Genomic DNA, 21,095 nt, shown 5'->3' on the forward strand with positions numbered 1-21,095 from the left:
GTATGCCTGCGGTAGGTAAAACTCAATCCGACCTCCGACTAGCAGCGCCTCGACCGCCGAGTTCGCCGCGGATCTGCCACGCGTCGATGAGTCTTGGCTGATGCGCCGCTCGACCTGAGGTATGCTGTGCCGGCTCGCGCTTGCCCGCTCGCCTTGTCGCCAATCGCTCTCCAGGGAAGGTTGCATGCTGAGACGTCCCCCCATTTCCGTTCTACTGGCCATGCTCGTGCTGGTGGCGCTGCTGCTGTGGCTGGCCCTCGGCGACATACAGCGCTTCCAGGGCGAACCTCCCGCAGCGCCTGCCATAGCGAAGGACCTGCCGACGCGTGTCGAGTACCGGCAGAGCCATGCCGCATCGCACACGCCGCGCCTGGTGGCCCAGGGCCAGTTGGAGGCAATCCACGAGGTCGAACTGCGTACGCGTCAGGCCGGACGCGTCATTGAGCTGCCGGTCACCCAGGGCGCCTCGGTCTCGACTGGCGACACCTTGCTGGCGCTATCCCGCGATGCGCTGGAAGCTCAGCTCGAGCGGGCGGAGCGCCAGTTGGAGCTGGCACGAGCCGAGCTCGCCGGCGCCGCCGATCTGCGTCGGCGCGACTTGATCTCCCAGCCGGAGTACCTGCGCCTGCAGAGCAGCGTCAGCGTGGCCGCGGCGGAGCTGGCCGAGCTGCGCCAGACGCTCGACGAGACGCGTCCGAGCGCTCCCTTTGATGGCGTCCTCGATCGTCTCGACGTGGAGCTGGGCGACGTCCTGCAGGTCGGCGAGATCTACGGTCGCCTCGTCGACGACCGCCGCCTCGTCGCCAACGCCTGGGTCGCCCAGCGCGATGTGCTGAAGCTGAGCCCCGGATTGCCGGTCGAGGTTCGCCTGCTGGACGGCAGCCCATTGCCCGGCGAGCTGACCCACGTTGCCAGCCGTGCCGACGACGCCACCCGCTCTTTCTACATCGAGGCCGAACTCGACAACCCGGAGCGGCGTCGCCTGGCCGGTGCCAGCGCTACCCTATCGATCCTCTTGCCCGAGCGTGACGTGCACCGCTTCTCACCGGCACTGCTGGAACTCGACGACCAGGGCCAACTTCGGGTCAAGCACCTCGACGACGCGAGCCGCGTGATCAGCAGCCCCATCGAGCTGGTGGAAGCCGATGCCAGCGAGGTCAGCGTCGCAGGCCTGCCCGAGACGATCCGCCTGATCACGCTGGGCGGCGGTTTCGTCGCGCCCGGTGAACGGGTCACCGCCGTCACCGCCGAGCAGATCGGCGAGCCCCCTCTGCCCCGGGAGCTGCCCTGACATGCGCATGCTGATCGAGGCCGCCCTGGAGCGTTCGCGCACGACGCTGCTGCTGCTGGTCACGTTGCTGCTGGCCGGCCTGGCCGCCTGGCAGGCGGTGCCCAAGGAGGCCAATCCCGACATCGCGATCCCCATGATCTACGTCTCGCTGACGTTGGAGGGGGTCAGCCCCGAGGACGGCGAGCGGTTGCTGGTGCGCCCCATGGAACAGGAACTGCGCACCATCGAAGGGGTACGCAAGATGACCGCCCAGTCGAGCCAGGGTCATGCCGCGGTCACCCTGGAGTTCGACGCTGGCTTCGATCCGCGTCGAGCCTTGGCCGACGTGCGCGAGCGGGTCGACATCGCCAACGCCGAGCTGCCGGAGGAAGCCGACGAACCGCGGGTCTTCGAGGTCAACGTCGGGCGCTTCCCAGTCCTGACGCTGGGACTCTCGGGGCCGATCGAGGAGCGACAGCAGTTGGCCATCGCTCGCCGACTGCAGGACGCCATCGAAGGCATTCCCGAAGTGCTCGAAGTCGAGATCGGCGGCGAGCGCGAGGAGCTGATGGAAATCGTTCTCGACCCGCTGGTGCTCGACAGCTACGGCGTCGATTTCGACCAGCTGTTCAACCTGGTCACCCGCAACAACCGCCTGGTCGCCGCCGGTAGCCTCGACACCGGAGCCGGACGCACCCCCGTCAAGGTGCCAGGCGTGATCGAGACCCTCGAAGACGTCATGAACATGCCGGTCAAGGTCGACGGCGACCGGGTCGTCACCTTCGCCGACGTGGCCTGGATCCGCCCCACCTTCAAGGATCCCGAGGGTTACGCCCGCATCGATGACGAGCCCGCCCTGGTACTGGAAATCGCCAAGCGCGCCGGCGCCAACCTGATCGCCACCATCGGGAGCGTCCATGACATTCTCGCCGAGGCCGCCCCGCTCCTGCCCGACGAGCTCACGGTCACCACCATCATGGACCAGTCGGTGACCGTCGAGCAGATGCTCTCGGAACTACTCAACAACGTGCTCACCGCGGTGGCCCTGGTGCTGATCGTGATCCTCGCCGCCATGGGCCTGCGCTCGGCGCTGATGGTGGGACTGACCATCCCTGGCGCCTTCCTTACCGGTATCCTGATGATCTGGGCGGTGGGCTACACCCTCAACATCGTGGTGCTGTTCGCCCTGATCCTGGTCGCCGGCATGCTGGTTGACGGCGCCATCGTGGTCAGCGAGCTGGCCGACCGTCACCTGCGCGAAGGCCAGCTGCCGCGCGAAGCCTGGATCAATGCCGCCTCCCGCATGAGCTGGCCGGTCATCGCCGCCACCGCCACCACGCTTGCGGTGTTCTTCCCCCTTCTGTTCTGGCCCGGCGTAGTCGGCGAGTTCATGAAATACCTCCCCGCCACGGTGATTCTCTGCCTGCTTGCCTCGCTGGCCATGGCGCTGGTCTTTCTGCCCACCCTGGGCGGCGTTTTCAGCGTACGTGCGCGAGCCACTCGCCACGGCGAGGCGATGATCACGGCCGGGGGGCGAGCGTATCGCGCCGTGCTTGCCCGCCTGTTGGTCCGACCGGGCATCACGTTGCTGATCGCCCTACTGTTGATGGCACTGATTTTTGTCGGCTACGGCCGCTTCAACCACGGTGTGGAATTCTTCCCCGACGTGGAGCCCGACAACGCCCAGGTGGTGATCCGCGCCCGCGGCGATTTTTCCACCGACGAGAAGGACACCATCGTGCGCCGGGTCGAGGCGCGTCTGGCGGGCATGAGCGAAGTGCAGGCGCTCTACGCCCGCTCCTACGGGGTACCCGATGAGCAGATCGGCAGCGACGTGATCGGTGTGGTGCAGTTTCAGCTGATCGATTGGCAGCGGCGTCGACCCGCGCGGGCCATCATGGACGAAATGGCCGAGCGTACCGCCGACCTGCCGGGAGTGGTGCTGGAGTTCCGCGAGCAGGACCAGGGGCCCAGCGCCGGCAAGCCCATCGTTCTTGAGATCAGCGCCCAGGAAGCCGCCGAGGGCGAGGCCGCCGTCGAGGCCATTCGTCGCGAGATGGTACGGCTCGGTGGCTTTCGCGATATCGAGGACAACCGCAGCCTGCCCGGTGTGGAATGGCGGTTGAACGTGGATCGCGCCGCCGCCGCGCGCCTGGGGGCCGACGTCGCCGCGGTGGGCAGCGTCGTGCAGCTGATCACCAACGGCTTGCAGGTGGCCACCTACCGCCCCTCCTACGCCCGCGACGAGGTCGATATTCGCGTACGCCTGCCCGAGACCTGGCGCAGTCTCGATCAGTTGGATCGGCTGACCCTGAACACACCGCGCGGCCAGGTACCCGTCTCGCATTTCGCCAGTCTGGCGCCGGCTCCGAGGGTGGGAACGCTGCATCGCATCGACGGCCAGCGCGCCATTACGCTAGAGGCGGACGTTGCCGGCGGCTATCAGCCCGACGAGCGCCTGCGGGCTTTGCTGGAGGCCTTGGGCAGCCCGCCCGAGGGCGTCCGGGTCAACGTCGCCGGCGAGCAGGAGGATCAGGAACAGGCGAGCCGTTTCCTGATCACCGCCTTCCTGGTGGCCATCGGATTGATGCTGCTGATCCTCGTCACCCAGTTCAACAACCTCTACCAGTCGCTGCTGGTGCTCTCGGCCATCGTCTTTTCCACCGCCGGCGTGCTGATGGGGCTGCTGGTCAACGGCCAGCCCTTCGGCATCGTCATGGTCGGCATGGGTATCATCGCCCTGGCCGGCATCGTGGTGAACAACAACATCGTGCTGATCGATACCTACAACGAGCTGCGAAAGGCGGGACTCGCCCCGTATGACGCCGCGCTCGAGGCCGGGGGCCTGCGCCTGCGTCCGGTGCTGCTCACCGCCATCACCACGGTGCTCGGACTGATGCCGATGGTGCTCGAGATCAACGTCAACCTGTTCGCCCCCAGTCTCGGCATCGGCGCTCCCTCGACCCAATGGTGGACGCAGCTCTCCAGCGCCATCGCCGGCGGGCTGACGTTCGCCACGGGACTGACGCTGCTGCTCACCCCGTGCATGCTGGTGCTGGGGCGTGGCAGGCGTCGTCATGCGACAGCCGAACCGACCGAGGCATAGCAGGCTCAGCCATCCGGATCGATCAACCGCCCCTGAACAAAAACGCCCCGAGGTGTCTCGGGGCGTGAGAAATTGCTGACGGCGAGGCGGCCTCGCCGTTCGTCCAGCCTAGCTAGCTGATGGAGGAGGTCTCGGCCCGCGGCGTATGCGCGGCGTGCAAACGGGCGATCAATTGGTCTTCCAGGGCGAAGCGCTCGGTTAGCCCCTTGGCCAGCCGATCGAGCCAGGCCGGCAGACGCGGCAGAAAGTGCTGGCAGCGCACCGGCGTGGAGTAATCGGAGTCGAAGGCAAGCACCATTTCGGTGGACAGGTCCAGACGTTCCAACAGCTTGCCGGCGATCTCGAGCGCCTCATGATCCTCGAAGGCATTGGCCTCCTCGCGCAGCTGCGGGTAGATCTCGAAATGGCCCGCACTGATGTAGTCCATCAGCAGCTCGCTGAAACGATCGATCTGCGGTTTGCTGACCGCCTCGAGTTCGGTGTCGCAGGCTTCCTTGAGATCAACGAAGCTAACCAGCAGTTCACGACGTTCATCGAGCCAGCGATCGATGAGCTGATGCACCCCTCCCCAGCGCTCTCGAGCGGTCTTGCACTGTTCCAGCATCTTGCGAGCCTCCTTCCCTTGTGAAGCCTGTCGATTTCGGCAGCTTGCCAAGCTCGAAATCACAGACTCACCCCTGTCATCTGCGGTGTCAATCCTTCCGAAGGCGAAAAGCGCAGGCACCCAGTACGCGACCGGCACGCTCCGTCGTGCCCTATCGCCAACCGCCGCCGCCCTTCGACGCTAACTACGCCTGGCAACTGCGCTTTTGTCCATTCTCCCATCCAGCTGGCTTGGCGCTAGCCGTCGCGACAAAAGGCCGTTACGGCACATTGGCTGCGCCCGGCGAAGCGTTCAAGCGCAATCTTCAAGCTTAAAACTTTAAGCTTGAACTATTTCTTGTTCCGGCCTAGGCTCGAGACAACGACAAGCGACACGGTTCCAAGCCATGAGGATAGCCTGCCTTGGCGGAGGCCCTGCGGGACTCTACTTCGCCATCAGCATGAAGCTACACGACCCTTCCCACGAAGTGGTGGTAGTCGAACGCAACCGCCCCGACGACACGTTCGGCTGGGGCGTGGTGCTCTCCGACGAGACGCTGGACAACCTGGCCGCCAACGACGCCGTGAGCGCCTCGCGCATTCGCGAGCATTTCGCCTACTGGGACGATATCGCAGTGATCCACAACGGCGTCCGGACGGTTTCCACCGGTCATGGTTTCTGTGGCATCGGCCGTCGTCAATTGCTGATCCTGTTGCAGCAACGCGCCCACGAGCTGGGCGTCGAACTGCGCTTCGAGAGCGACGTGCCCGAGGAACTCATCGACGAGCTGCGCGGCGAGTTCGATCTGGTGTTGGCCGCCGATGGGCTCAACTCGCGTACCCGCCAGCGCTACGCCGAGCACTTCGAACCCGACATCGAGGTACGGGCCTGCAAGTTCGTCTGGCTCGGTACCCACCAGACCTTCAACGACGCCTTCACCTTCCTCTTCGAAAAGACCGAGCATGGCTGGGTGTGGGCCCACGCGTACCAGTTCGACGCCGACACCGCGACCTTCATCGTCGAGTGCAGCGAGCCCACCTGGCGCGCCTTCGGCTTCGGCGAGATGAGCAAGGAACAATCGATCGCCACCTGCGAGCGCATCTTCGCGCGCCATCTCGGCGGCCACGCGCTGATGAGCAACGCCCACCACATTCGTGGCTCGGCGTGGATCAACTTTCCCCGCGTGCTGTGCGAGCGCTGGAGTTTCGACAACGTGGTGCTGATGGGTGACGCCGCCGCCACCGCACACTTCTCCATCGGCTCGGGTACCAAGCTGGCGCTGGAGAGCGCCATCGCGCTTGCCGATTACCTGCACAGCGAGCCCGACATGGCCAGCGCCTTCGCCCGCTACGAGGAGGAACGCCGTACCGAGGTGCTGCGCCTGCAATCGGCGGCGCGCAACTCCACTGAGTGGTTCGAGCAGGTGGAGCGCTATCTCGACCTCGACCCGGTACAGTTCAACTATTCGCTGCTGACCCGCTCCCAGCGCATCAGCCACGAAAACCTTCGCCTGCGCGACCCGCAGTGGCTCGCGAGCGCGGAGCGCTGGTTCCAGGCCCGTGCCGGCAATGAGGGTTCCTCTCGCCCCCCCATGTTCGCCCCGTATCAATTGCGCGACATGACCTTGACCAATCGGGTGGTGGTCTCGCCCATGGCTCAGTACAAGGCGGTGGACGGCTGTCCCACCGATTGGCATTTCGTGCACTACGCCGAGCGCGCCAAGGGCGGTGCCGGACTGGTCTACACCGAGATGACCTGCGTGTCGCCCGAAGGGCGCATCACCCCGGGCTGCCCCGGCTTCTATGCCCCCGAGCACGAGGCGACGTGGAAGCGGTTGTGCGATTTCGTTCACGCCGAGACGCCTGCCAAGCTATGCGCCCAGATCGGTCACTCGGGGCCCAAGGGTTCGACCCAGCTCGGCTGGCAGGAGATGGATGCGCCGCTGCCCGAAGGCAACTGGCCGATCATGGCGGCTTCCGCCGTGCCCTGGTCGCCACGCAACCAGACCCCCAAGGCCATGGACCGCAACGACATGGACCGGGTGTGCGATGCGTTCGTCGCCGCGGCACGCATGGCCGATCGCGCCGGTTTCGATATGCTCGAGGTGCATGCCGCCCATGGCTATCTGCTGTCGTCGTTCATCACGCCGCTGACCAACCGCCGCGACGACGAATACGGCGGCTCGCTCGCGAACCGCATGCGCTATCCCCTGGAGGTCATCCGCGCGGTACGCCGGGCGTGGCCGGCCCATAAGCCGCTCTCAGTGCGCATTTCGGCCAACGACTGGGTCGGCGACGAGGGCGTCACGCCCGATGATGCGGTGGAGATCGCCCGTCTGCTGCAGGCCGCCGAGGTCGATATCGTCGACGTCTCCGCCGGGCAGACCTCGACCCGCGCCCGCCCGAGGTACGGCCGCATGTTCCAGACGCCCTTCTCCGATCGCATCCGCAACGAAACCGGCATGGCCACCATGGCGGTGGGTAACATCTATCAGGCCGACCACGTCAACTCGATCCTGATGGCCGGCCGTGCCGACCTGGTGTGCCTGGCCCGGCCACACCTGGCCGACCCCTACTGGACGCTGCACGCTGCCGCCGGGATTGGCGACACCGAGTGCGACTGGCCGGCGCCCTACCGCGCCGGGCGCGATCAGCTGCAGCGTCTGGCCGAACGCGGTGAGGGGTGGGTGTGAGCATGAGCCCTCACGATGGAAAGCGCGTGGTGATCACCGGAGGCGGCAGCGGGATCGGTGCCGACATGGCGCTGGCCTTTGCCGAGGCCGGTGCCGGGGTCGTCATCACCGGGCGGCGGGCGGCGGCACTCGAGGAGGTGGCCGCTCGCCATCCGTCGATCAGCTTCGCGGTCGCCGACGTCACCCAGGAAGACGACATGACGTCGCTCTTCGATCATCTGGGCGAAGTCGACATCGTCATCGCCAATGCCGGGGCGGCGGAGAGCGCCCCGCTCCCGCGCACCGAGCTCGACCAATGGCAACGCATGCTGGACGTCAACCTGACCGGTGTGTTTCTGACCCTGCGCGAAGGCTTGAAGCACCTGCGCGAAGGCGGCCGGCTGATCGCCGTGGCCTCCACCGCCGGGCTCAAGGGCTATGCCTACGTGGCGCCCTACTGCGCCGCCAAGCACGGCGTGGTGGGGCTGGTACGCGCCCTGGCCCAGGAGGTGGCGGGCCGCGGCATCACCGTGAATGCCCTTTGCCCCGGCTTTACCGAAACCCCGCTGCTCGAGGCGAGCATCGCCACCATCGCGGCCAAAACCGGCCAGAGCCCCGAGCAGGCTCGCACCCATCTGCAATCGGCCAACCCCAGTGGCCGTCTCGTCCAGCCCGCCGAAGTCACGGCCACGGCGCTATGGCTTTGCGGCCCGCATAGCGATGCCATCCACGGCCAGGCGATTTCCATTTCGGGAGGCGAGGCATGACGACGACATCGACGAAACAGGAAGTCCTGAGCAAGGAGCGCCTGCGCCTGTGGCTGCGCATGCTGCGAGTGACGCGCCAGGTGGAGGCGGCACTGCGCGAGAAGCTGCGTGTCGAGTTCGACTCCACCCTGCCGCGCTTCGACGTCATGGCCGCCCTCTACCGCGATCGCGACGGGCTGAAGATGAACGAGCTGTCCAAGCGACTGCGGGTCTCCAACGGTAACGTCACCGGTATCGTCGATCGCCTGGCCGACGACGGCCTGGTCGAGCGTATCGCCATCGAAGGCGACCGCCGCGCCACCCGGGTACGCCTGACCTCCGCCGGGCGCGACGCCTTCACCACCATGGCGGTGGCTCATGAGGGCTGGGTCAACGCCCTGCTCGACGACGTCACCGTAGAAGATGCCCACCATATCGGCGAGCTGTTGCATCGCTTGCCGGCGAAAACGGGAGAACAAGCACAATGAAGCTGGCCAACCTGACGCCCCGTCATTTCCTGTGGCGCATGGAGGGCGAGGTGGCGGTGATCCGCCTCGACCGCCCCGAGCGCAAGAACCCGCTCACCTTCGATAGCTACGCCGAACTGCGCGATACCTTCCGCGACCTGGTCTACGCCGAGGACGTCAAGGCGGTGGTGTTCGCTTCCAACGGCGGCAACTTCTGCTCCGGCGGCGACGTACATGAGATCATCGCCCCGCTGGTTGGACGCGACATGAAGGGGCTGCTCGAATTCACGCGCATGACCGGCGACCTGGTCAAGGCGATGATCCACTGCGGAAAGCCCATCATCAGCGCGGTGGACGGCGTCTGCGTCGGTGCCGGCGCCATCATCGCCATGGCCTCGGACATCCGCTTCGCCACGCCCGGGGCCAGCACCGCCTTCCTCTTCACCCGGGTGGGGTTAGCCGGCTGCGACATGGGCGCCTGCGCCATGCTGCCTCGTATCATCGGCCAGGGCCGCGCCGCCGACCTGCTCTACAGCGGTCGCAGCATGAGCGCGGAGGAAGGCCATCAGTGGGGGTTCTACAACCGCCTGGTGGAAGCGGAGTCGCTGGAAACCGAGGCCATCGCCTACGCCACCCGCCTGGCCCAGGGACCCACCTTCGCCCATGGCATCACCAAGACCCAGCTCAACCAGGAGTGGTCGATGAGTCTGGAGCAAGCCATCGAGGCCGAGGCCCAGGCACAGGCGATCTGCATGCAGACCGGCGACTTCGAGCGCGCCTACCGCGCCTTCGCCGCCAAACAGAAGCCGGTCTTCGAGGGGGATTGATGAGCGATACGAGCTTTCTCGACTGGCCGTTCCTCGAGGCCAAGCATCGCGACCTGGCCAAGCGCCTGGAGGCGTGGTGCCAGCACGAATTGCCCCGCGATCACACCGACATCGATGCCACCTGCATCCAACTGGTGCGCGACCTGGGCAGTGCCGGCTTTCTCGAAGGCACCGCGGGTGACGCCATCGACGTCCGCAGCCTGTGCCTGATCCGCGAGACCCTGGCCCGTCACGACGGCCTGGCCGATTTCGCCTTCGCCATGCAGGGGCTGGGTACCGGCGCCATCAGCCTGTTCGGCACGGATGACCAGAAGCAGTGGCTGGAGAGGACCCGTCGCGGCGAGGCGATTTCGGCCTTCGCCCTGACCGAGCCGCGCTCTGGCTCCGACGTGGCCCAGCTCGACACCGTGGCCGAGCGTGACGGCGACGGCTACCGCCTCAACGGCGAGAAGACGTGGATCTCCAACGGCGGCATCGCCGATCTCTACACCGTGTTCGCCCGCACCGGCGAGGGGCCGGGGGCCAAGGGGCTCTCCTGCTTCCTGGTGCCTGCCGGTACACCCGGGCTCGAGATTCGCGAACGGCTGGAGACGATCTCCCCACACCCATTGGCCCGGCTCGGCTTCGATGACATGCACCTGCCGGCCAGTGCCATGATCGGCCGGCCCGGCCAAGGCTTTCGCATCGCCATGTCCGTGCTCGACGTATTCCGCTCCACCGTCGGCGCCGCCGCCCTGGGTTTCGCCCGCCGCGCACTGGACGCATCCCTCGATCGTGCCAGGAGTCGCGAGCTGTTCGGCACGAGCCTGGCCGATCTCCAGATGGTGCAGGGTCACTTGGCCGAGATGGCGCTGGACGTGGATGCCGCCGCCCTCTTGGTGTACCGCGCCGCATGGACCAAGGACATGGGCGCCGAGCGGGTCACCCGCGAGGCGGCCATGGCCAAGCTCTACGCTACCGACCGCGCCCAGCAGGTGATCGACAAGGCGGTGCAACTGCACGGCGGCGACGGCGTGCGCAAGGGGCACATCGTCGAGAGCCTGTATCGCGAGATCCGCGCGCTGCGCATATACGAGGGTGCCTCGGACGTACAGAAGATCGTCATTGCACGCAGCTGCTTGTCGCAATAGCACCGAAAAAGACATAGCGAGACGCCAGACACCGTATCCCCTGTCGACGCGCAAGCGCCGAACAACTACAACGACGTACGGAGAATGGTCATGAAAACCCAATCGGCCCATGCCGATAGCTTCACGCGGGATCGCTTGCCTCCCGCAGAGGAATGGCCTGACCTGCAGCTTGACGGCTTCGAGTATCCCGAGCGACTCAACGCCGCGGTAGAGCTTTGCGACCGCTGGGTCGAACGCGGCCACGGCGAGCGCGTGGCCTTGATAGGCAACGGGCGCCGACGGACCTATGGAGAACTGGCCGAATGGACCAACCGCCTGGCCCATGCGCTGGTGGAGGATCTCGGCGTGCGCCCCGGCCACCGGGTGCTGATCCGTTCGGCCAACAATCCCGCCATGGTCGCCTGCTGGCTCGCCGCCACCAAGGCCGGCGCGGTGGTGGTCAACACCATGCCGATGCTACGCGCCGGCGAGTTGACCCAGGTGGTCGACAAGGCCGAGATTGCCTTGGCGCTGTGCGATACGCGTCTGCTCGACGAGCTCGAAACCTGCGCCGCCGGTAGCGCCTTCCTTAAGCGGGTGGTGGGCTTCGACGGCACGGCGAACCACGATGCCGAGCTCGACCGCCTGGCGCTCGACAAGCCGATCGACTTCGAGGCAGTGGCCACCGCCGCCGCCGACGTGGCGCTGCTCGGCTTCACCTCCGGCACCACCGGCCAGCCCAAGGCGACCATGCATTTCCATCGCGACCTGCTGATCGTCGCTGACGGCTATGCCCGCGAGGTACTGCGGGTGACACCGGATGACGTTTTCGTCGGTTCACCTCCGCTGGCCTTCACCTTCGGCCTGGGGGGACTCGCCATCTTCCCGCTGCGTTTCGGCGCCAGCGCCGTGCTGCTGGAGAAGGCCACGCCGCCCAGCATGCTCGACATCATCCGCGAGCACCGCGCCACCGTCGTCTTCACCGCCCCTACCGCCTACCGCACCATGCTCGCCTCGCTGGGCAGCGAAGAGGCGTTGGCCAGCCTGCGTGTGGCGGTATCTGCCGGCGAGACGCTGCCGGCGCCGATCTATCACGACTGGATCGAGAAGACGGGCACGCCGATCCTCGACGGCATCGGTGCCACCGAGATGCTGCACATCTTCATCTCCAATCGCCTCGACGATCACCGCCCCGCCTGCACCGGCAGGCCGGTGGCGGGTTACGAAGCGAAGATCGTCGATGGCGACATGCACGAGCTGCCGCGTGGCGAGATCGGCCGGCTGGCGGTGCGCGGTCCCACCGGCTGCCGCTACCTGGCCGATGCGCGCCAGAGAGGCTATGTGCAACAGGGCTGGAACCTCACCGGCGACGCCTTCTACCAGGACGAGGAGGGCTACTTCCACTTCGCCGCGCGCAACGACGATATGATCGTCTCGTCCGGCTACAACATTGCCGGGCCCGAAGTGGAGGCCGCCCTGCTGGCCCATGAGGCAGTGGCCGAGTGCGCCGTGATTGGCGCACCGAATGGAGAGCGTGGGCAAATCGTGGAGGCCTTCGTGGTACTGTCTCCCGGTGTCGAGCCGAACGCGGCCTGCGTGGAGCGACTCCAGGCGTTCGTCAAGCAGCGCATCGCGCCTTACAAGTATCCGCGCTCGATCCGCTTCGTCGAGATACTGCCGAAAACCGCCACGGGCAAGGTGCAGCGGTTTCGGCTGCGCCAGACGTATTATCCGGATGGTGCCGCCTGACGGATGCGCAGCGCTGGCATTGGACACGCACCGACCAACACAACAAACGAGAACGAAGAGGGTACTCCAATGAAGAAACTCGCCAACGTTGGCCTCGGCCTTCTGATGACGGCCTCCATGATGGCCGCAGCCCAGGCCGAGGAGGTCAAGATCGGCATGATCACCACCCTGTCCGGTGGCGGCTCGCACCTGGGCGTGGACGTGCGAGACGGCTTCATGCTCGCCATCGAGCAGGCCGGCCGCGACGACATCGAGGTGCTGATCCAGGACGACGGCAACCGCCCCGACCTGGCGCGCAGCCTGGCCAACGAGTTCATGCAGCGCGACGAGGTCGACATCCTCACCGGCATCATCTTCTCGAACCTGGCCATGGCGGTGGTGCCGGCCGCCGTACGCCAGGGCACTTTCTACCTTTCGCCCAATGCCGGGCCGTCGGATCTCGCCGGGCGCATGTGTCACGAAAATTACTTCAATGTCGCCTATCAGAACGACAACCTGCACGGCGCCATGGGTGCCTACATGCGCGAGCAGGGCTTCGAGAAGCCGATCATCCTGGCGCCGAACTACCCGGCCGGCACCGATGCTCTGGCCGGCTTCAAGCATCTTTACGAAGGCGAAGTGGCCGACGAGATCTACACCCAGATGGGCCAGACCGACTACGCCGCCGAGATCGCCCAGATCCGCTCCAGCGATGCCGATAGCCTGTTCTTCTTCCTGCCCGGCGGCATGGGCATCTCCTTCATGAAACAGTGGCAGAACTCGGGCGTCGACTTGCCGGTCTTCGGCGCCGCCTTCTCCTTCGACGAAATCATCATCAAAGCGGTGGGCAGTGCCGCCATCGGCGCCATGAACACCTCGCTGTGGGCCTATGACCTGGACAACGAGGCCAACCACGCCTTCGTCGAGGCCTTCCGTGGCACTTACGGCCGCACCCCGACACTCTACGCGGCCCAGGGCTACGATACCGCCAACCTGATTCTCAGCGCGCTGGAGAAGGCCCATCCGGACGACCAGGACACCTTCCGCGAAGCGCTGCGCGAAGCCGACTTCGATTCGGTGCGCGGCGAGTTCCGTTTCGGCCCCAACCAGCATCCTATCCAGGACATCTACGTGCGCGAAGTCGTCGAAGGCGACGATGGGGAACCCACCAATCGCCTGGTGGGCATCGCCATCGAGGACATTCAGGACGTCTACCACACCCAGTGCGAGATGTGACCCGGCCAGAGGCCGGCCCTCCCCGGGCCGGCCGCCTTCCACTCACTGCCTGACGATCTCATGACATTATTCATCGAACAGCTCATCAACGGCCTTCAGCTCGGTACCATGCTGTTCCTCATGGCCAGCGGGCTGACCCTGATTTTCGGCGTGATGGGCCTGATCAACCTGGCCCACGGTTCCTTCTACATGGTCGGTGCCTATGCCACGGCGCTGGTCAGCGCCGCTACCGGCTCGTTCCTGATCGGCCTGGCGGCCGGCATCGCCGCGGCCGCCGCGGTCGGCGCCCTGGTCGAACTGATCGTGATTCGCCGGCTCTACCATCGGCCCCATCTCGACCAGGTGCTTGCCACCTTCGCCTTGATCCTGATCTTTTCCGAGGGCACCCGCTGGTTGTTTGGCTCCTCGCCGCTATGGCTCAACGCTCCGGCGGCCCTGTCGGGTTCGATCGCCCTGCCCGGCGGTTCGCGTTACCCGATCTACCGCCTGGTGATCATCGCCGTCGGCATCATGGTGGCCGTGGGCATGTATTGGCTGATTTCGCGCACCCGGCTCGGCATGCGTATCCGTGCCGGCGAGAGCGACCGCGAAATGATCGGCGCCCTGGGCGTCAACATCGCCCGGCTTTATACGTTGGTGTTCGCCATGGGCGCGGCACTGGCCGGCCTGGCCGGCGCCATGGTCGGTGCCCTGCAGTCGGTCCAGGTAGGCATGGGCGAACCGGTGCTGATACTGGCCTTCGTGGTGATCGTCATCGGTGGCATCGGCTCGATCAAGGGCGCTCTGTACGGCGCCATCCTGGTAGGGGTGGTCGACACCCTGGGGCGGGTCTTCTTGCCGCTCTTCTTCCGCCAATTCATGACCTCTTCGGAGGCCGCCGGTGTCGGTTCGGCGCTGGCCGCCATGCTGATCTACATCCTCATGGCGCTCATTCTCGCGTTCAAACCGAAGGGACTGTTTGCCGCCAATGATTAAGTCTACCACCCCTAGCCTCGCTCCGCGCCGAGTGCCGACGCCGGCGGCTTCCTGGCACGATCGCAAGCATCTGGTGCAGATCGGCCTGCTGGCCGTGCTGCTGTTGGCACCGCTGAGCGCCTACCTCCTGGGCCACGTGTATTACGTCAACCTGGCCTCGCGCCTCACCCTGATTGCCATGGCCGCGGTAGGGCTGAACCTGGCCATCGGCTATGGTGGCATGGTGAGCTTCGGACACGCCGCCTACTTCGGACTGGGCGGCTACGTGGCCGGCATCAGCGCCTACCACGCCTTCGACTTCACCCCCGTGATCGGTTGGCCGATTGTCATTCCCGGCAGCGACAGCATGCTGGCGATCTGGCTCGCGACGATGCTGGTCTGCGGCCTGTTGGCACTGGTCATCGGAACCGTCTCGCTGCGCACCTCCGGGGTCTACTTCATCATGATCACCCTGGCGTTCGCCCAGATGGTCTATTACTTCGCCAACTCCTGGCCCACTTACGGCGGCGAGGACGGTCTGCCGATCTACCTACGAAATTCGCTGCCCATGGTCGATACCCAGGACCCCCTGACGTTCTTCCTGATCTGCTTCGGCGGGTTGGTGATGTCTCTCGCCCTCACTTCGCGGATCATGAAGTCGCGCTTCGGCGCCGCCCTGACCATGGCGCGACTCAACGAGACCCGCCTGGCCACCGCCGGCATCGCACCCTACCCCATCCGCCTCGTCGCCTTCGTCATTTCGGCGATGATCACCGGGCTCGCCGGCGCGCTGTATGCCGATCTCAACGGTTTCGTCAGCCCCACCATGCTGAGCTGGCACATGTCGGGCGAGCTGATGGTGATCGTCATTCTCGGCGGTGTGGGCCGGCTCTACGGCCCGCTGGCCGGCGCCATCCTGTTCGTGATGATGGAGACCCTGCTGGGCGGACTGACGGAATATTGGAAGCTGTTCCTCGGTCTGGTGCTGCTGCTGGTGGTACTGTTTGCCAAGCATGGCGTGATGGGCTGGCTGGCGGGGAGGGAGCGCCCATGACCGATGCCGTGCTCACGCTTGCCCATCTCAACAAGCGCTTCGGCGCCCTTCAGGCGACCCGCGACGTGACGCTGGACCTGCGGCCCGGCGAAATTCACGCCCTGATCGGCCCCAACGGGGCCGGCAAGTCGACGCTGATCGCCCAGATTGCCGGCAGCCTCAAGCCCGATTCGGGCGGCATCCACCTGGCAGGCCAGGAGATCACGTCGCTCAGCGTGGCCCAGCGCGCCCGACTGGGCCTGGGCCGCAGCTTCCAGGTGTCGTCGCTGGCCGAGCCGCTGACGGTACTGCGCAACGTGATGATCGCCACGCAGGCGCTGCAAGGGCATAGCTTCCGTTTCTGGAAGCCGGTGCACCGCGACGAAAGCCTGCTCACACCGGCCACGGCGGCGCTGGAGCGCATGGAACTCACGCATCGCGCCGATACGCCGGTTTCCGAGCTATCCCACGGCGAGCGCCGTCAGGTGGAGGTGGCCTGCGCCCTTGCGCTGACACCGCGCGTATTGCTGCTCGACGAGCCCATGGCCGGGCTGGGACCGGAAGGGTCGGCGCGTCTCACCGAGCTGCTCGAGACGCTCAAGCACGAGGTGCCGATACTCTTGGTCGAGCACGACATGGACGCGGTGTTCCGCCTCGCCGACCGCATCTCGGTGCTGGTGGCGGGAGGGGTGATCGCCCACGGCGATAGCGCTGCGATCCGTGCCAACCCGCAAGTCCGCGAAGCCTACCTGGGAGACTGAGATGCTCAACGTCACCGCGATCGAGACCTTCTACGGTCCCTCCCAGGCGCTGTTCGGCGTCGACCTCAGCGTTCAGACGGGGGAAATGGTGGCGCTGATGGGGCGCAACGGCATGGGCAAGACCACCACCATTCGCTCGATCTTCGGCCTCACCCCGGCGCGCCGCGGCAGCATCGAATTCGAAACGCAAGATCTTCGCCGCCTGCCCGCCTACCGCATCGCCCAGGTGGGGCTCGGGCTGGTTCCCGAGGGGCGACGTTGCTTCCCCAACCTCTCGGTACGCGAGAATCTTCTGGTCACCGCGTGCCCCGGGCCCTGGAGCCTCGCTCAGGTGGAGACGCTCTTCCCGCGCCTCGCCGAGCGACGCAACCAGATGGCCAGCACCCTCTCCGGCGGGGAGCAGCAGATGCTGGCGATCGGTCGCGCATTGATGACCAACCCACGGCTGCTGGTGCTCGATGAGGCCACCGAAGGCCTCGCGCCGGTCATCCGCCAGGAGATATGGGGGGCCATCCGCGAATTGAAGGCGCAGGGCCAATCCATCCTGATCGTCGACAAGTCGCTCGCCGAGCTGCTGCCGGTGGCCGACCGCTGCACCATCCTCGAGAAGGGGCGCACGGTGTGGTCGGGCATACCGGAAGCGCTCGACGAGTCGCTACGCGACCGTTACCTCGGCGTATAAGGGAGCCTGCCATGACATTCACGACCCAGCGCAAGGTGCGCTTCCAGCACTGCGACCCGGCAGGCATCGTCTTCTACCCGCGCTATTACGAGATGCTCAACTCGGTGGTCGAGGACTACTTCGCCGAAGTGGTGGGCCACGACTTCCATCACATGCACGTCGCATCGCGCACCGGCGTTCCCACGGCCCGTATCGAGACCGACTTCCATGCGCCCAGCCGCTTGGGGGAAACACTTACCTTCGAGCTGGCGATCCGCGACGTCAGCCGCACCAGCCTGACCCTGCGCATCGTGGCCTATTGCAACACGCAGCCGCGCCTGACCTGCGATTCCACTCTGGTCTTCGTTGATCTGGAGAGCGGTCATCCTCTTCCCTGGCCGGACGCCATGCGCCGCCATTTCGATCATGACATCACATAAGGAATGACTGATGAATGACGCCAGCGACCATCGACTTCTGCATCCCGCTCACTGGAAAACCGCGGTGGGCTACGCCAACGGCGTGCTCGCCACCGGCCGTACGATCTTCGTCGGCGGGCAGATCGGCTGGAACGCCGACCAGATATTCGAGAGCGACGATTTCGCCGCCCAAGTGCACCAGGCCCTGGCCAATATCGTCGAGATACTGAGAGAAGCCAAGGCCGGTCCCGAGCATGTGGTCCGGCTGACCTGGTACGTGACCGACAAGCGCGAATACCTTGCCCGGCTCAAGGAGGTGGGCGCCGCCTATCGCGAAGTAATGGGCAAGCACTTCCCGGCCATGACCATGGTCCAGGTCGCCGATCTGATCGAGGATCGGGCCAAGGTGGAGATCGAGGCGACCGCCGTTCTCCCGGACGCCTGATCAGGCGTCATGAAAGGCCGCGAGGCGCTCGACGAAGCGCCCGTTCGGCGCATAGTGATCGAGGATCGAGAAGTGATCGTCGCCGGGCGAGAGTTCGTGGCTCACCTCCACGCCGTGGGCCTCGAGGTGCTCGGCGTGGGCAAGCATCTGGCGCGCGAACTCGCCCGACTCCTTCCCTCCCGCGACCAGATGTACCGGCGAAGGCACCCGGCAGTCCAGGAACAGCGGGCTGTAGTCGCTGATGTCGCGGCCGGTGAGCTGCAGCTTGGGCTGCAGCCACGACCAGGGGAAAGGGCGCAGATCGAAGAGGCCGCTGACGCACAGAGTCCCGCCGATCAGGTCGTGCGGCAGGTCGTAGCAGCCCTGCCAGTCGGTCGCCAGCAGCATGGCACAGAGATGGCCACCGGCCGAATGCCCGGAGACGCTCATTCGCATCGGATCGGCTCCCAGCGATGCGGCATGGCGATGCAACCAGGCCACCGCGGCGCGGCTCTGACGCACCACTTCGCCGAAGGTCACCGTGGGACACAGCGCATAGTTGACCACGGCTACGTTGATGCCCGCCCGCACCAGGCCCTCGGCGACGAAACCGAACTCGCGATGCCCGAGCGAGCGCCAGTAGCCGCCGTGAAAGAAGACGTGCAGTGGGGCATTCTCGGTGTCGGCATGATAGAGGTCCAGCCGCTCGGCCCGCGTCGGGCCGAAAGCGATATCGGCGGAGACCCGGGTCGTCTCGCACACACGCTCGCTGCGTGAGCGCCAGTCGGCGAGCAGCGCGGCCGAGTCGCGCCCACGCATGGGGTCGTACTCCCGGTCGATCTCTTCCTGGGTGGCAAAGTCGCGATAGAGCATGATTCCCCTCAGGGCCACAGACCGCGAACGGAGCGGTACAGGATACCCAGCGGTGCCAGCGCCAGCACGAGGAAGCCGATCAGCGTCCAGCCGGGCAACGAAATGCCCAACAGAAGGAAGTCGATCTCCGCACATTCCCCCGAACCGGAGAGCACCATGGCAACCACATCGCGCATAGGCAGGATGTCCATCATGTAGTCGAGCCCCGGCCCGCAGCTCGGCACCTCATCGGGCGGCAGCGACTGCAGCCACAGGTGCCGCCCGGCCACAACAATGCCGGCGAGCACCGCGGTCAGCGAGAAACCACCATAGATTACCGGCCCCAATCGCCCGGCAGGGTTGTGGAAAGCGGCAACGATGAACACGGCGGCGGCAGCCAGCACCGCCACGCGCTGGAAGATGCACAGCGGGCAGGGCTCCAACCCGGCGAGATGCTCCAGCCCCAGGGCGACCAACATCATGAGAATGCAAAAGGCTAACCCGGCCAGGCTCCATTGGCGCACGGAGAGATACTGAAGACGCGCGAGCATCAGGCCCTCCCCTGGCTGGCTGTCACGACGCGAGGTTCGCGGGCGTTGGTGAAATAGCGATCGAGAAAGTCCTCGAAGCGCTCGGCGTCGCCCGCTTCGATGTCGTGCTGCTGCTGGTGCGAGGTTACCGCCAACTGCTCGAACAACGCCTCGCGCGAGCAACTGATCGGCTCGTGGCTCAACCGTTCGGCCTGCTCGCGGGCAATGGCGAGAATGGCATCGGCGAATTCCTCCCCGTTGTCCTCGAGCCGCGCCTGCAACCTGCCGGAAGGGGTCAGCGTCGCGTCTTCCAGCCATGGGGCGAGCGCCGCTACGGCGTCCGCGTGGGGCGAGCCCTCTTCGAGGGCGTCGAGCAGCTCGGCGGCATGACGAATCTCGGCGAATATTTCGCCTCCCCAAGCGGCGATCGAACGGTGGCGGCCATCCTGCTCCAGCCTGAGCTGGGGGTCACGGCCACGCTCGACCACGCGGCGGCGGTTGTCATCCAGCCGGTCACACTCGTCATCGGGTATCCACGGGCTATCGGCCAGCAGGCACCACATCAGGAAGGCATCGATGAAGCGCAGGCGGGTCTCGTCGATGCCCAGCGGCAGGAACGGATCCAGGTCGAGGCAGCGAACTTCGATGTACTCCACGCCACGCGCCTCGAGGGCCTGGCTGGGCGTCTCGTTGTGACGGGTGACGCGTTTGGGTCGAATGTCGCTGTAGTATTCATTCTCGATCTGCAGAATGTTGGCATTGAGCTGGCGCCAGTCGGTACCGTCGCGCACGCCCAGCGCCTCGTAGGCGGGCCATGGCGTGGAAATGGCGTGACGCAGGGTGCCCACGTAGTTGGACAGCGAGTTGAAGCAGATCTTGAGCTGCGACTGGACCTTGTTCTGGTAGCCCAGGTCGGACATGCGCAGGCTGGTGGCATAGGGAGACACCAGCGTCTCACGGCCATGCGCACGAAGCTTTTCGGGAATGTCGCCCTCGGGCAGGAAGCTGCGGTCCAGGGCCGGCGAGGCGCCGAATAGATAGAGCAGCAGCCAGCTGTGACGGCGGAAATTGCGGATCAAACCGAAGTAGCGGGTCGAGCGATAGTCGTCGAGTGACGTTTCCTCGGCAGCGTCGCGCTCGCGTAGCAGCGCCCACAGCTCGTCGGGCAACGAGACGTTGTAATGGATCCCGGCGATGGCCTGCATGATTCGGCCGTAGCGCACATCGAGCCCACGGCGATAGACGTGCTTCATGTAGCCCACATTGGAACTGCCGTAGTCGGCAATCGTCACGCTGTCGTTGCCATTGAGCCTGGCCGGCATGCTGGCCGGCCAGATCAACTCGTCGCCCAGGTGGCGATAGCTGAAGCGATGCAGGTCGGCGAGAAAGTCGATGGCGTCGTCCGGACGGCAGTAGACCGGCGTGATGTATTCCAGCAATGCCTCGGAATAATCGGTGGTAATATGCGGGTGAGTCAGCTTGGAACCCAGCGCCTGCGGATGGGGCGTGGGGGCGATGCGCCCATCGCGATCGACGCGCAGCCCCTCCTTCTCCAACCCGCGGCGCAGGCGGCCGAAACGTCCTTGAGCCGCCAGGTCGGTAAGATGCGAAACGATGGCAGAGTATGAATCAGACAAGGCGTGGACCCCATGTCTTGGAGGCCTTCAGCGGGCCTCTTGGCCGATGCATGATGGCCGCCAGCGACGGCCGGTCATGCG

19 protein-coding genes are annotated in these 21,095 nt (G+C 65.8%); 15 read left to right on the plus strand and 4 right to left on the minus strand.

Annotated features, from left to right (window positions below; translation table 11 throughout):
* The first annotated feature begins 184 nt into the window (after positions 1-184).
* On the plus strand, positions 185-1,291 hold the full coding sequence (locus F0A17_RS06725) for an efflux RND transporter periplasmic adaptor subunit (protein ID WP_149327585.1): 1,107 nt from the start codon (positions 185-187) through the stop codon (positions 1,289-1,291).
* A 1-nt stretch (position 1,292) separates the two neighbouring features.
* Positions 1,293-4,376 (plus strand): efflux RND transporter permease subunit, encoded by a 3,084-nt coding sequence (locus F0A17_RS06730; protein ID WP_149327586.1) that lies wholly within the window; start codon positions 1,293-1,295, stop codon positions 4,374-4,376.
* 112 nt (positions 4,377-4,488) lie between these two features.
* On the opposite strand, the gene rsd is transcribed toward F0A17_RS06730, so the two are convergent.
* Positions 4,489-4,980, minus strand: a complete 492-nt coding sequence (gene rsd, locus F0A17_RS06735; protein ID WP_149327587.1) for a sigma D regulator — start codon at positions 4,978-4,980, stop codon at positions 4,489-4,491.
* Between the two features lie 385 nt (positions 4,981-5,365).
* On the opposite strand from rsd, the gene F0A17_RS06740 reads away from it, so the two are divergent.
* The 13 genes from F0A17_RS06740 (at position 5,366) to F0A17_RS06800 (ending at position 18,016) form a co-directional block, all read left to right on the plus strand.
* Positions 5,366-7,651, plus strand: coding sequence for a bifunctional salicylyl-CoA 5-hydroxylase/oxidoreductase (locus F0A17_RS06740; RefSeq protein WP_149327588.1), 2,286 nt, complete (start codon positions 5,366-5,368; stop codon positions 7,649-7,651).
* A 2-nt stretch (positions 7,652-7,653) separates the two neighbouring features.
* Positions 7,654-8,397 (plus strand): SDR family NAD(P)-dependent oxidoreductase, encoded by a 744-nt coding sequence (locus tag F0A17_RS06745; protein WP_149327589.1) that lies wholly within the window; start codon positions 7,654-7,656, stop codon positions 8,395-8,397.
* The gene (locus F0A17_RS06750; RefSeq protein WP_149327590.1) at positions 8,394-8,864 is read left to right on the plus strand and encodes a MarR family winged helix-turn-helix transcriptional regulator; all 471 of its coding nucleotides are present in this window, start codon (positions 8,394-8,396) and stop codon (positions 8,862-8,864) included. The genes F0A17_RS06745 and F0A17_RS06750 overlap by 4 nt, the downstream gene beginning before the upstream one ends.
* A complete protein-coding gene (locus tag F0A17_RS06755) occupies positions 8,861-9,670 on the plus strand; it encodes an enoyl-CoA hydratase family protein (protein WP_149327591.1) in 810 nt (269 codons plus the stop codon). Before F0A17_RS06750 ends, F0A17_RS06755 begins: the two co-directional genes overlap by 4 nt.
* Positions 9,670-10,800: an acyl-CoA dehydrogenase family protein gene (locus tag F0A17_RS06760; RefSeq protein WP_149327592.1), complete on the plus strand. Its 1,131-nt coding sequence runs from the start codon at positions 9,670-9,672 to the stop codon at positions 10,798-10,800. The genes F0A17_RS06755 and F0A17_RS06760 overlap by 1 nt, the downstream gene beginning before the upstream one ends.
* Positions 10,801-10,890: 90 nt before the next feature.
* Positions 10,891-12,528, plus strand: a complete 1,638-nt coding sequence (locus F0A17_RS06765; protein ID WP_149327593.1) for a benzoate-CoA ligase family protein — start codon at positions 10,891-10,893, stop codon at positions 12,526-12,528.
* Between the two features lie 69 nt (positions 12,529-12,597).
* A complete protein-coding gene (locus F0A17_RS06770; RefSeq protein WP_149327594.1) occupies positions 12,598-13,743 on the plus strand; it encodes an ABC transporter substrate-binding protein in 1,146 nt (381 codons plus the stop codon).
* Positions 13,744-13,803: 60 nt separating this feature from the next.
* Positions 13,804-14,718 (plus strand): branched-chain amino acid ABC transporter permease, encoded by a 915-nt coding sequence (locus F0A17_RS06775; RefSeq protein ID WP_149327595.1) that lies wholly within the window; start codon positions 13,804-13,806, stop codon positions 14,716-14,718.
* Positions 14,711-15,751 (plus strand): branched-chain amino acid ABC transporter permease, encoded by a 1,041-nt coding sequence (locus F0A17_RS06780; protein WP_149327596.1) that lies wholly within the window; start codon positions 14,711-14,713, stop codon positions 15,749-15,751. The genes F0A17_RS06775 and F0A17_RS06780 overlap by 8 nt, the downstream gene beginning before the upstream one ends.
* On the plus strand, positions 15,748-16,491 hold the full coding sequence (locus F0A17_RS06785; protein WP_149327597.1) for an ABC transporter ATP-binding protein: 744 nt from the start codon (positions 15,748-15,750) through the stop codon (positions 16,489-16,491). The genes F0A17_RS06780 and F0A17_RS06785 overlap by 4 nt, the downstream gene beginning before the upstream one ends.
* Before the next feature lies 1 nt (position 16,492).
* Positions 16,493-17,173 (plus strand): ABC transporter ATP-binding protein, encoded by a 681-nt coding sequence (locus tag F0A17_RS06790; RefSeq protein ID WP_149327598.1) that lies wholly within the window; start codon positions 16,493-16,495, stop codon positions 17,171-17,173.
* An 11-nt stretch (positions 17,174-17,184) separates the two neighbouring features.
* Positions 17,185-17,592, plus strand: coding sequence for an acyl-CoA thioesterase (locus F0A17_RS06795; protein ID WP_149327599.1), 408 nt, complete (start codon positions 17,185-17,187; stop codon positions 17,590-17,592).
* A 10-nt stretch (positions 17,593-17,602) separates the two neighbouring features.
* Complete coding sequence (locus F0A17_RS06800; protein WP_149327600.1) at positions 17,603-18,016, plus strand: RidA family protein; 414 nt, start codon at positions 17,603-17,605, stop codon at positions 18,014-18,016.
* On the opposite strand, the gene F0A17_RS06805 is transcribed toward F0A17_RS06800, so the two are convergent.
* Genes F0A17_RS06805 through gshA form a run of 3 tightly spaced genes read right to left on the minus strand, consistent with a single transcriptional unit; the run spans position 18,017 to position 21,014 of the window.
* Complete coding sequence (locus F0A17_RS06805; RefSeq protein WP_149327601.1) at positions 18,017-18,868, minus strand: alpha/beta hydrolase; 852 nt, start codon at positions 18,866-18,868, stop codon at positions 18,017-18,019.
* 8 nt (positions 18,869-18,876) lie between these two features.
* Positions 18,877-19,398: a disulfide bond formation protein B gene (locus tag F0A17_RS06810; RefSeq protein ID WP_149327602.1), complete on the minus strand. Its 522-nt coding sequence runs from the start codon at positions 19,396-19,398 to the stop codon at positions 18,877-18,879.
* Positions 19,398-21,014: a glutamate--cysteine ligase gene (gene gshA, locus F0A17_RS06815; RefSeq protein ID WP_149327603.1), complete on the minus strand. Its 1,617-nt coding sequence runs from the start codon at positions 21,012-21,014 to the stop codon at positions 19,398-19,400. Before gshA ends, F0A17_RS06810 begins: the two co-directional genes overlap by 1 nt.
* Positions 21,015-21,095: the final 81 nt, after the last annotated feature.

It is taken from the genome of Billgrantia pellis, from assembly GCF_008297955.1.
In the GTDB taxonomy this organism is placed as follows: Bacteria; Pseudomonadota; Gammaproteobacteria; order Pseudomonadales; family Halomonadaceae; genus Halomonas; species Halomonas pellis.

Bases quoted from the DNA above. Each gene is read 5' to 3' on its own strand.
- F0A17_RS06725 (WP_149327585.1), top strand. From the start codon at position 185: ATGCTGAGACGTCCCCCCATTTCCGTTCTACTGGCCATGCTCGTGCTG.
- F0A17_RS06730 (WP_149327586.1), top strand. From the start codon at position 1,293: ATGCGCATGCTGATCGAGGCCGCCCTGGAGCGTTCGCGCACGACGCTG.
- rsd (WP_149327587.1), bottom strand. From the start codon at position 4,980: ATGCTGGAACAGTGCAAGACCGCTCGAGAGCGCTGGGGAGGGGTGCAT.
- F0A17_RS06740 (WP_149327588.1), top strand. From the start codon at position 5,366: ATGAGGATAGCCTGCCTTGGCGGAGGCCCTGCGGGACTCTACTTCGCC.
- F0A17_RS06745 (WP_149327589.1), top strand. From the start codon at position 7,654: ATGAGCCCTCACGATGGAAAGCGCGTGGTGATCACCGGAGGCGGCAGC.
- F0A17_RS06750 (WP_149327590.1), top strand. From the start codon at position 8,394: ATGACGACGACATCGACGAAACAGGAAGTCCTGAGCAAGGAGCGCCTG.
- F0A17_RS06755 (WP_149327591.1), top strand. From the start codon at position 8,861: ATGAAGCTGGCCAACCTGACGCCCCGTCATTTCCTGTGGCGCATGGAG.
- F0A17_RS06760 (WP_149327592.1), top strand. From the start codon at position 9,670: ATGAGCGATACGAGCTTTCTCGACTGGCCGTTCCTCGAGGCCAAGCAT.
- F0A17_RS06765 (WP_149327593.1), top strand. From the start codon at position 10,891: ATGAAAACCCAATCGGCCCATGCCGATAGCTTCACGCGGGATCGCTTG.
- F0A17_RS06770 (WP_149327594.1), top strand. From the start codon at position 12,598: ATGAAGAAACTCGCCAACGTTGGCCTCGGCCTTCTGATGACGGCCTCC.
- F0A17_RS06775 (WP_149327595.1), top strand. From the start codon at position 13,804: ATGACATTATTCATCGAACAGCTCATCAACGGCCTTCAGCTCGGTACC.
- F0A17_RS06780 (WP_149327596.1), top strand. From the start codon at position 14,711: ATGATTAAGTCTACCACCCCTAGCCTCGCTCCGCGCCGAGTGCCGACG.
- F0A17_RS06785 (WP_149327597.1), top strand. From the start codon at position 15,748: ATGACCGATGCCGTGCTCACGCTTGCCCATCTCAACAAGCGCTTCGGC.
- F0A17_RS06790 (WP_149327598.1), top strand. From the start codon at position 16,493: ATGCTCAACGTCACCGCGATCGAGACCTTCTACGGTCCCTCCCAGGCG.
- F0A17_RS06795 (WP_149327599.1), top strand. From the start codon at position 17,185: ATGACATTCACGACCCAGCGCAAGGTGCGCTTCCAGCACTGCGACCCG.
- F0A17_RS06800 (WP_149327600.1), top strand. From the start codon at position 17,603: ATGAATGACGCCAGCGACCATCGACTTCTGCATCCCGCTCACTGGAAA.
- F0A17_RS06805 (WP_149327601.1), bottom strand. From the start codon at position 18,868: ATGCTCTATCGCGACTTTGCCACCCAGGAAGAGATCGACCGGGAGTAC.
- F0A17_RS06810 (WP_149327602.1), bottom strand. From the start codon at position 19,398: ATGCTCGCGCGTCTTCAGTATCTCTCCGTGCGCCAATGGAGCCTGGCC.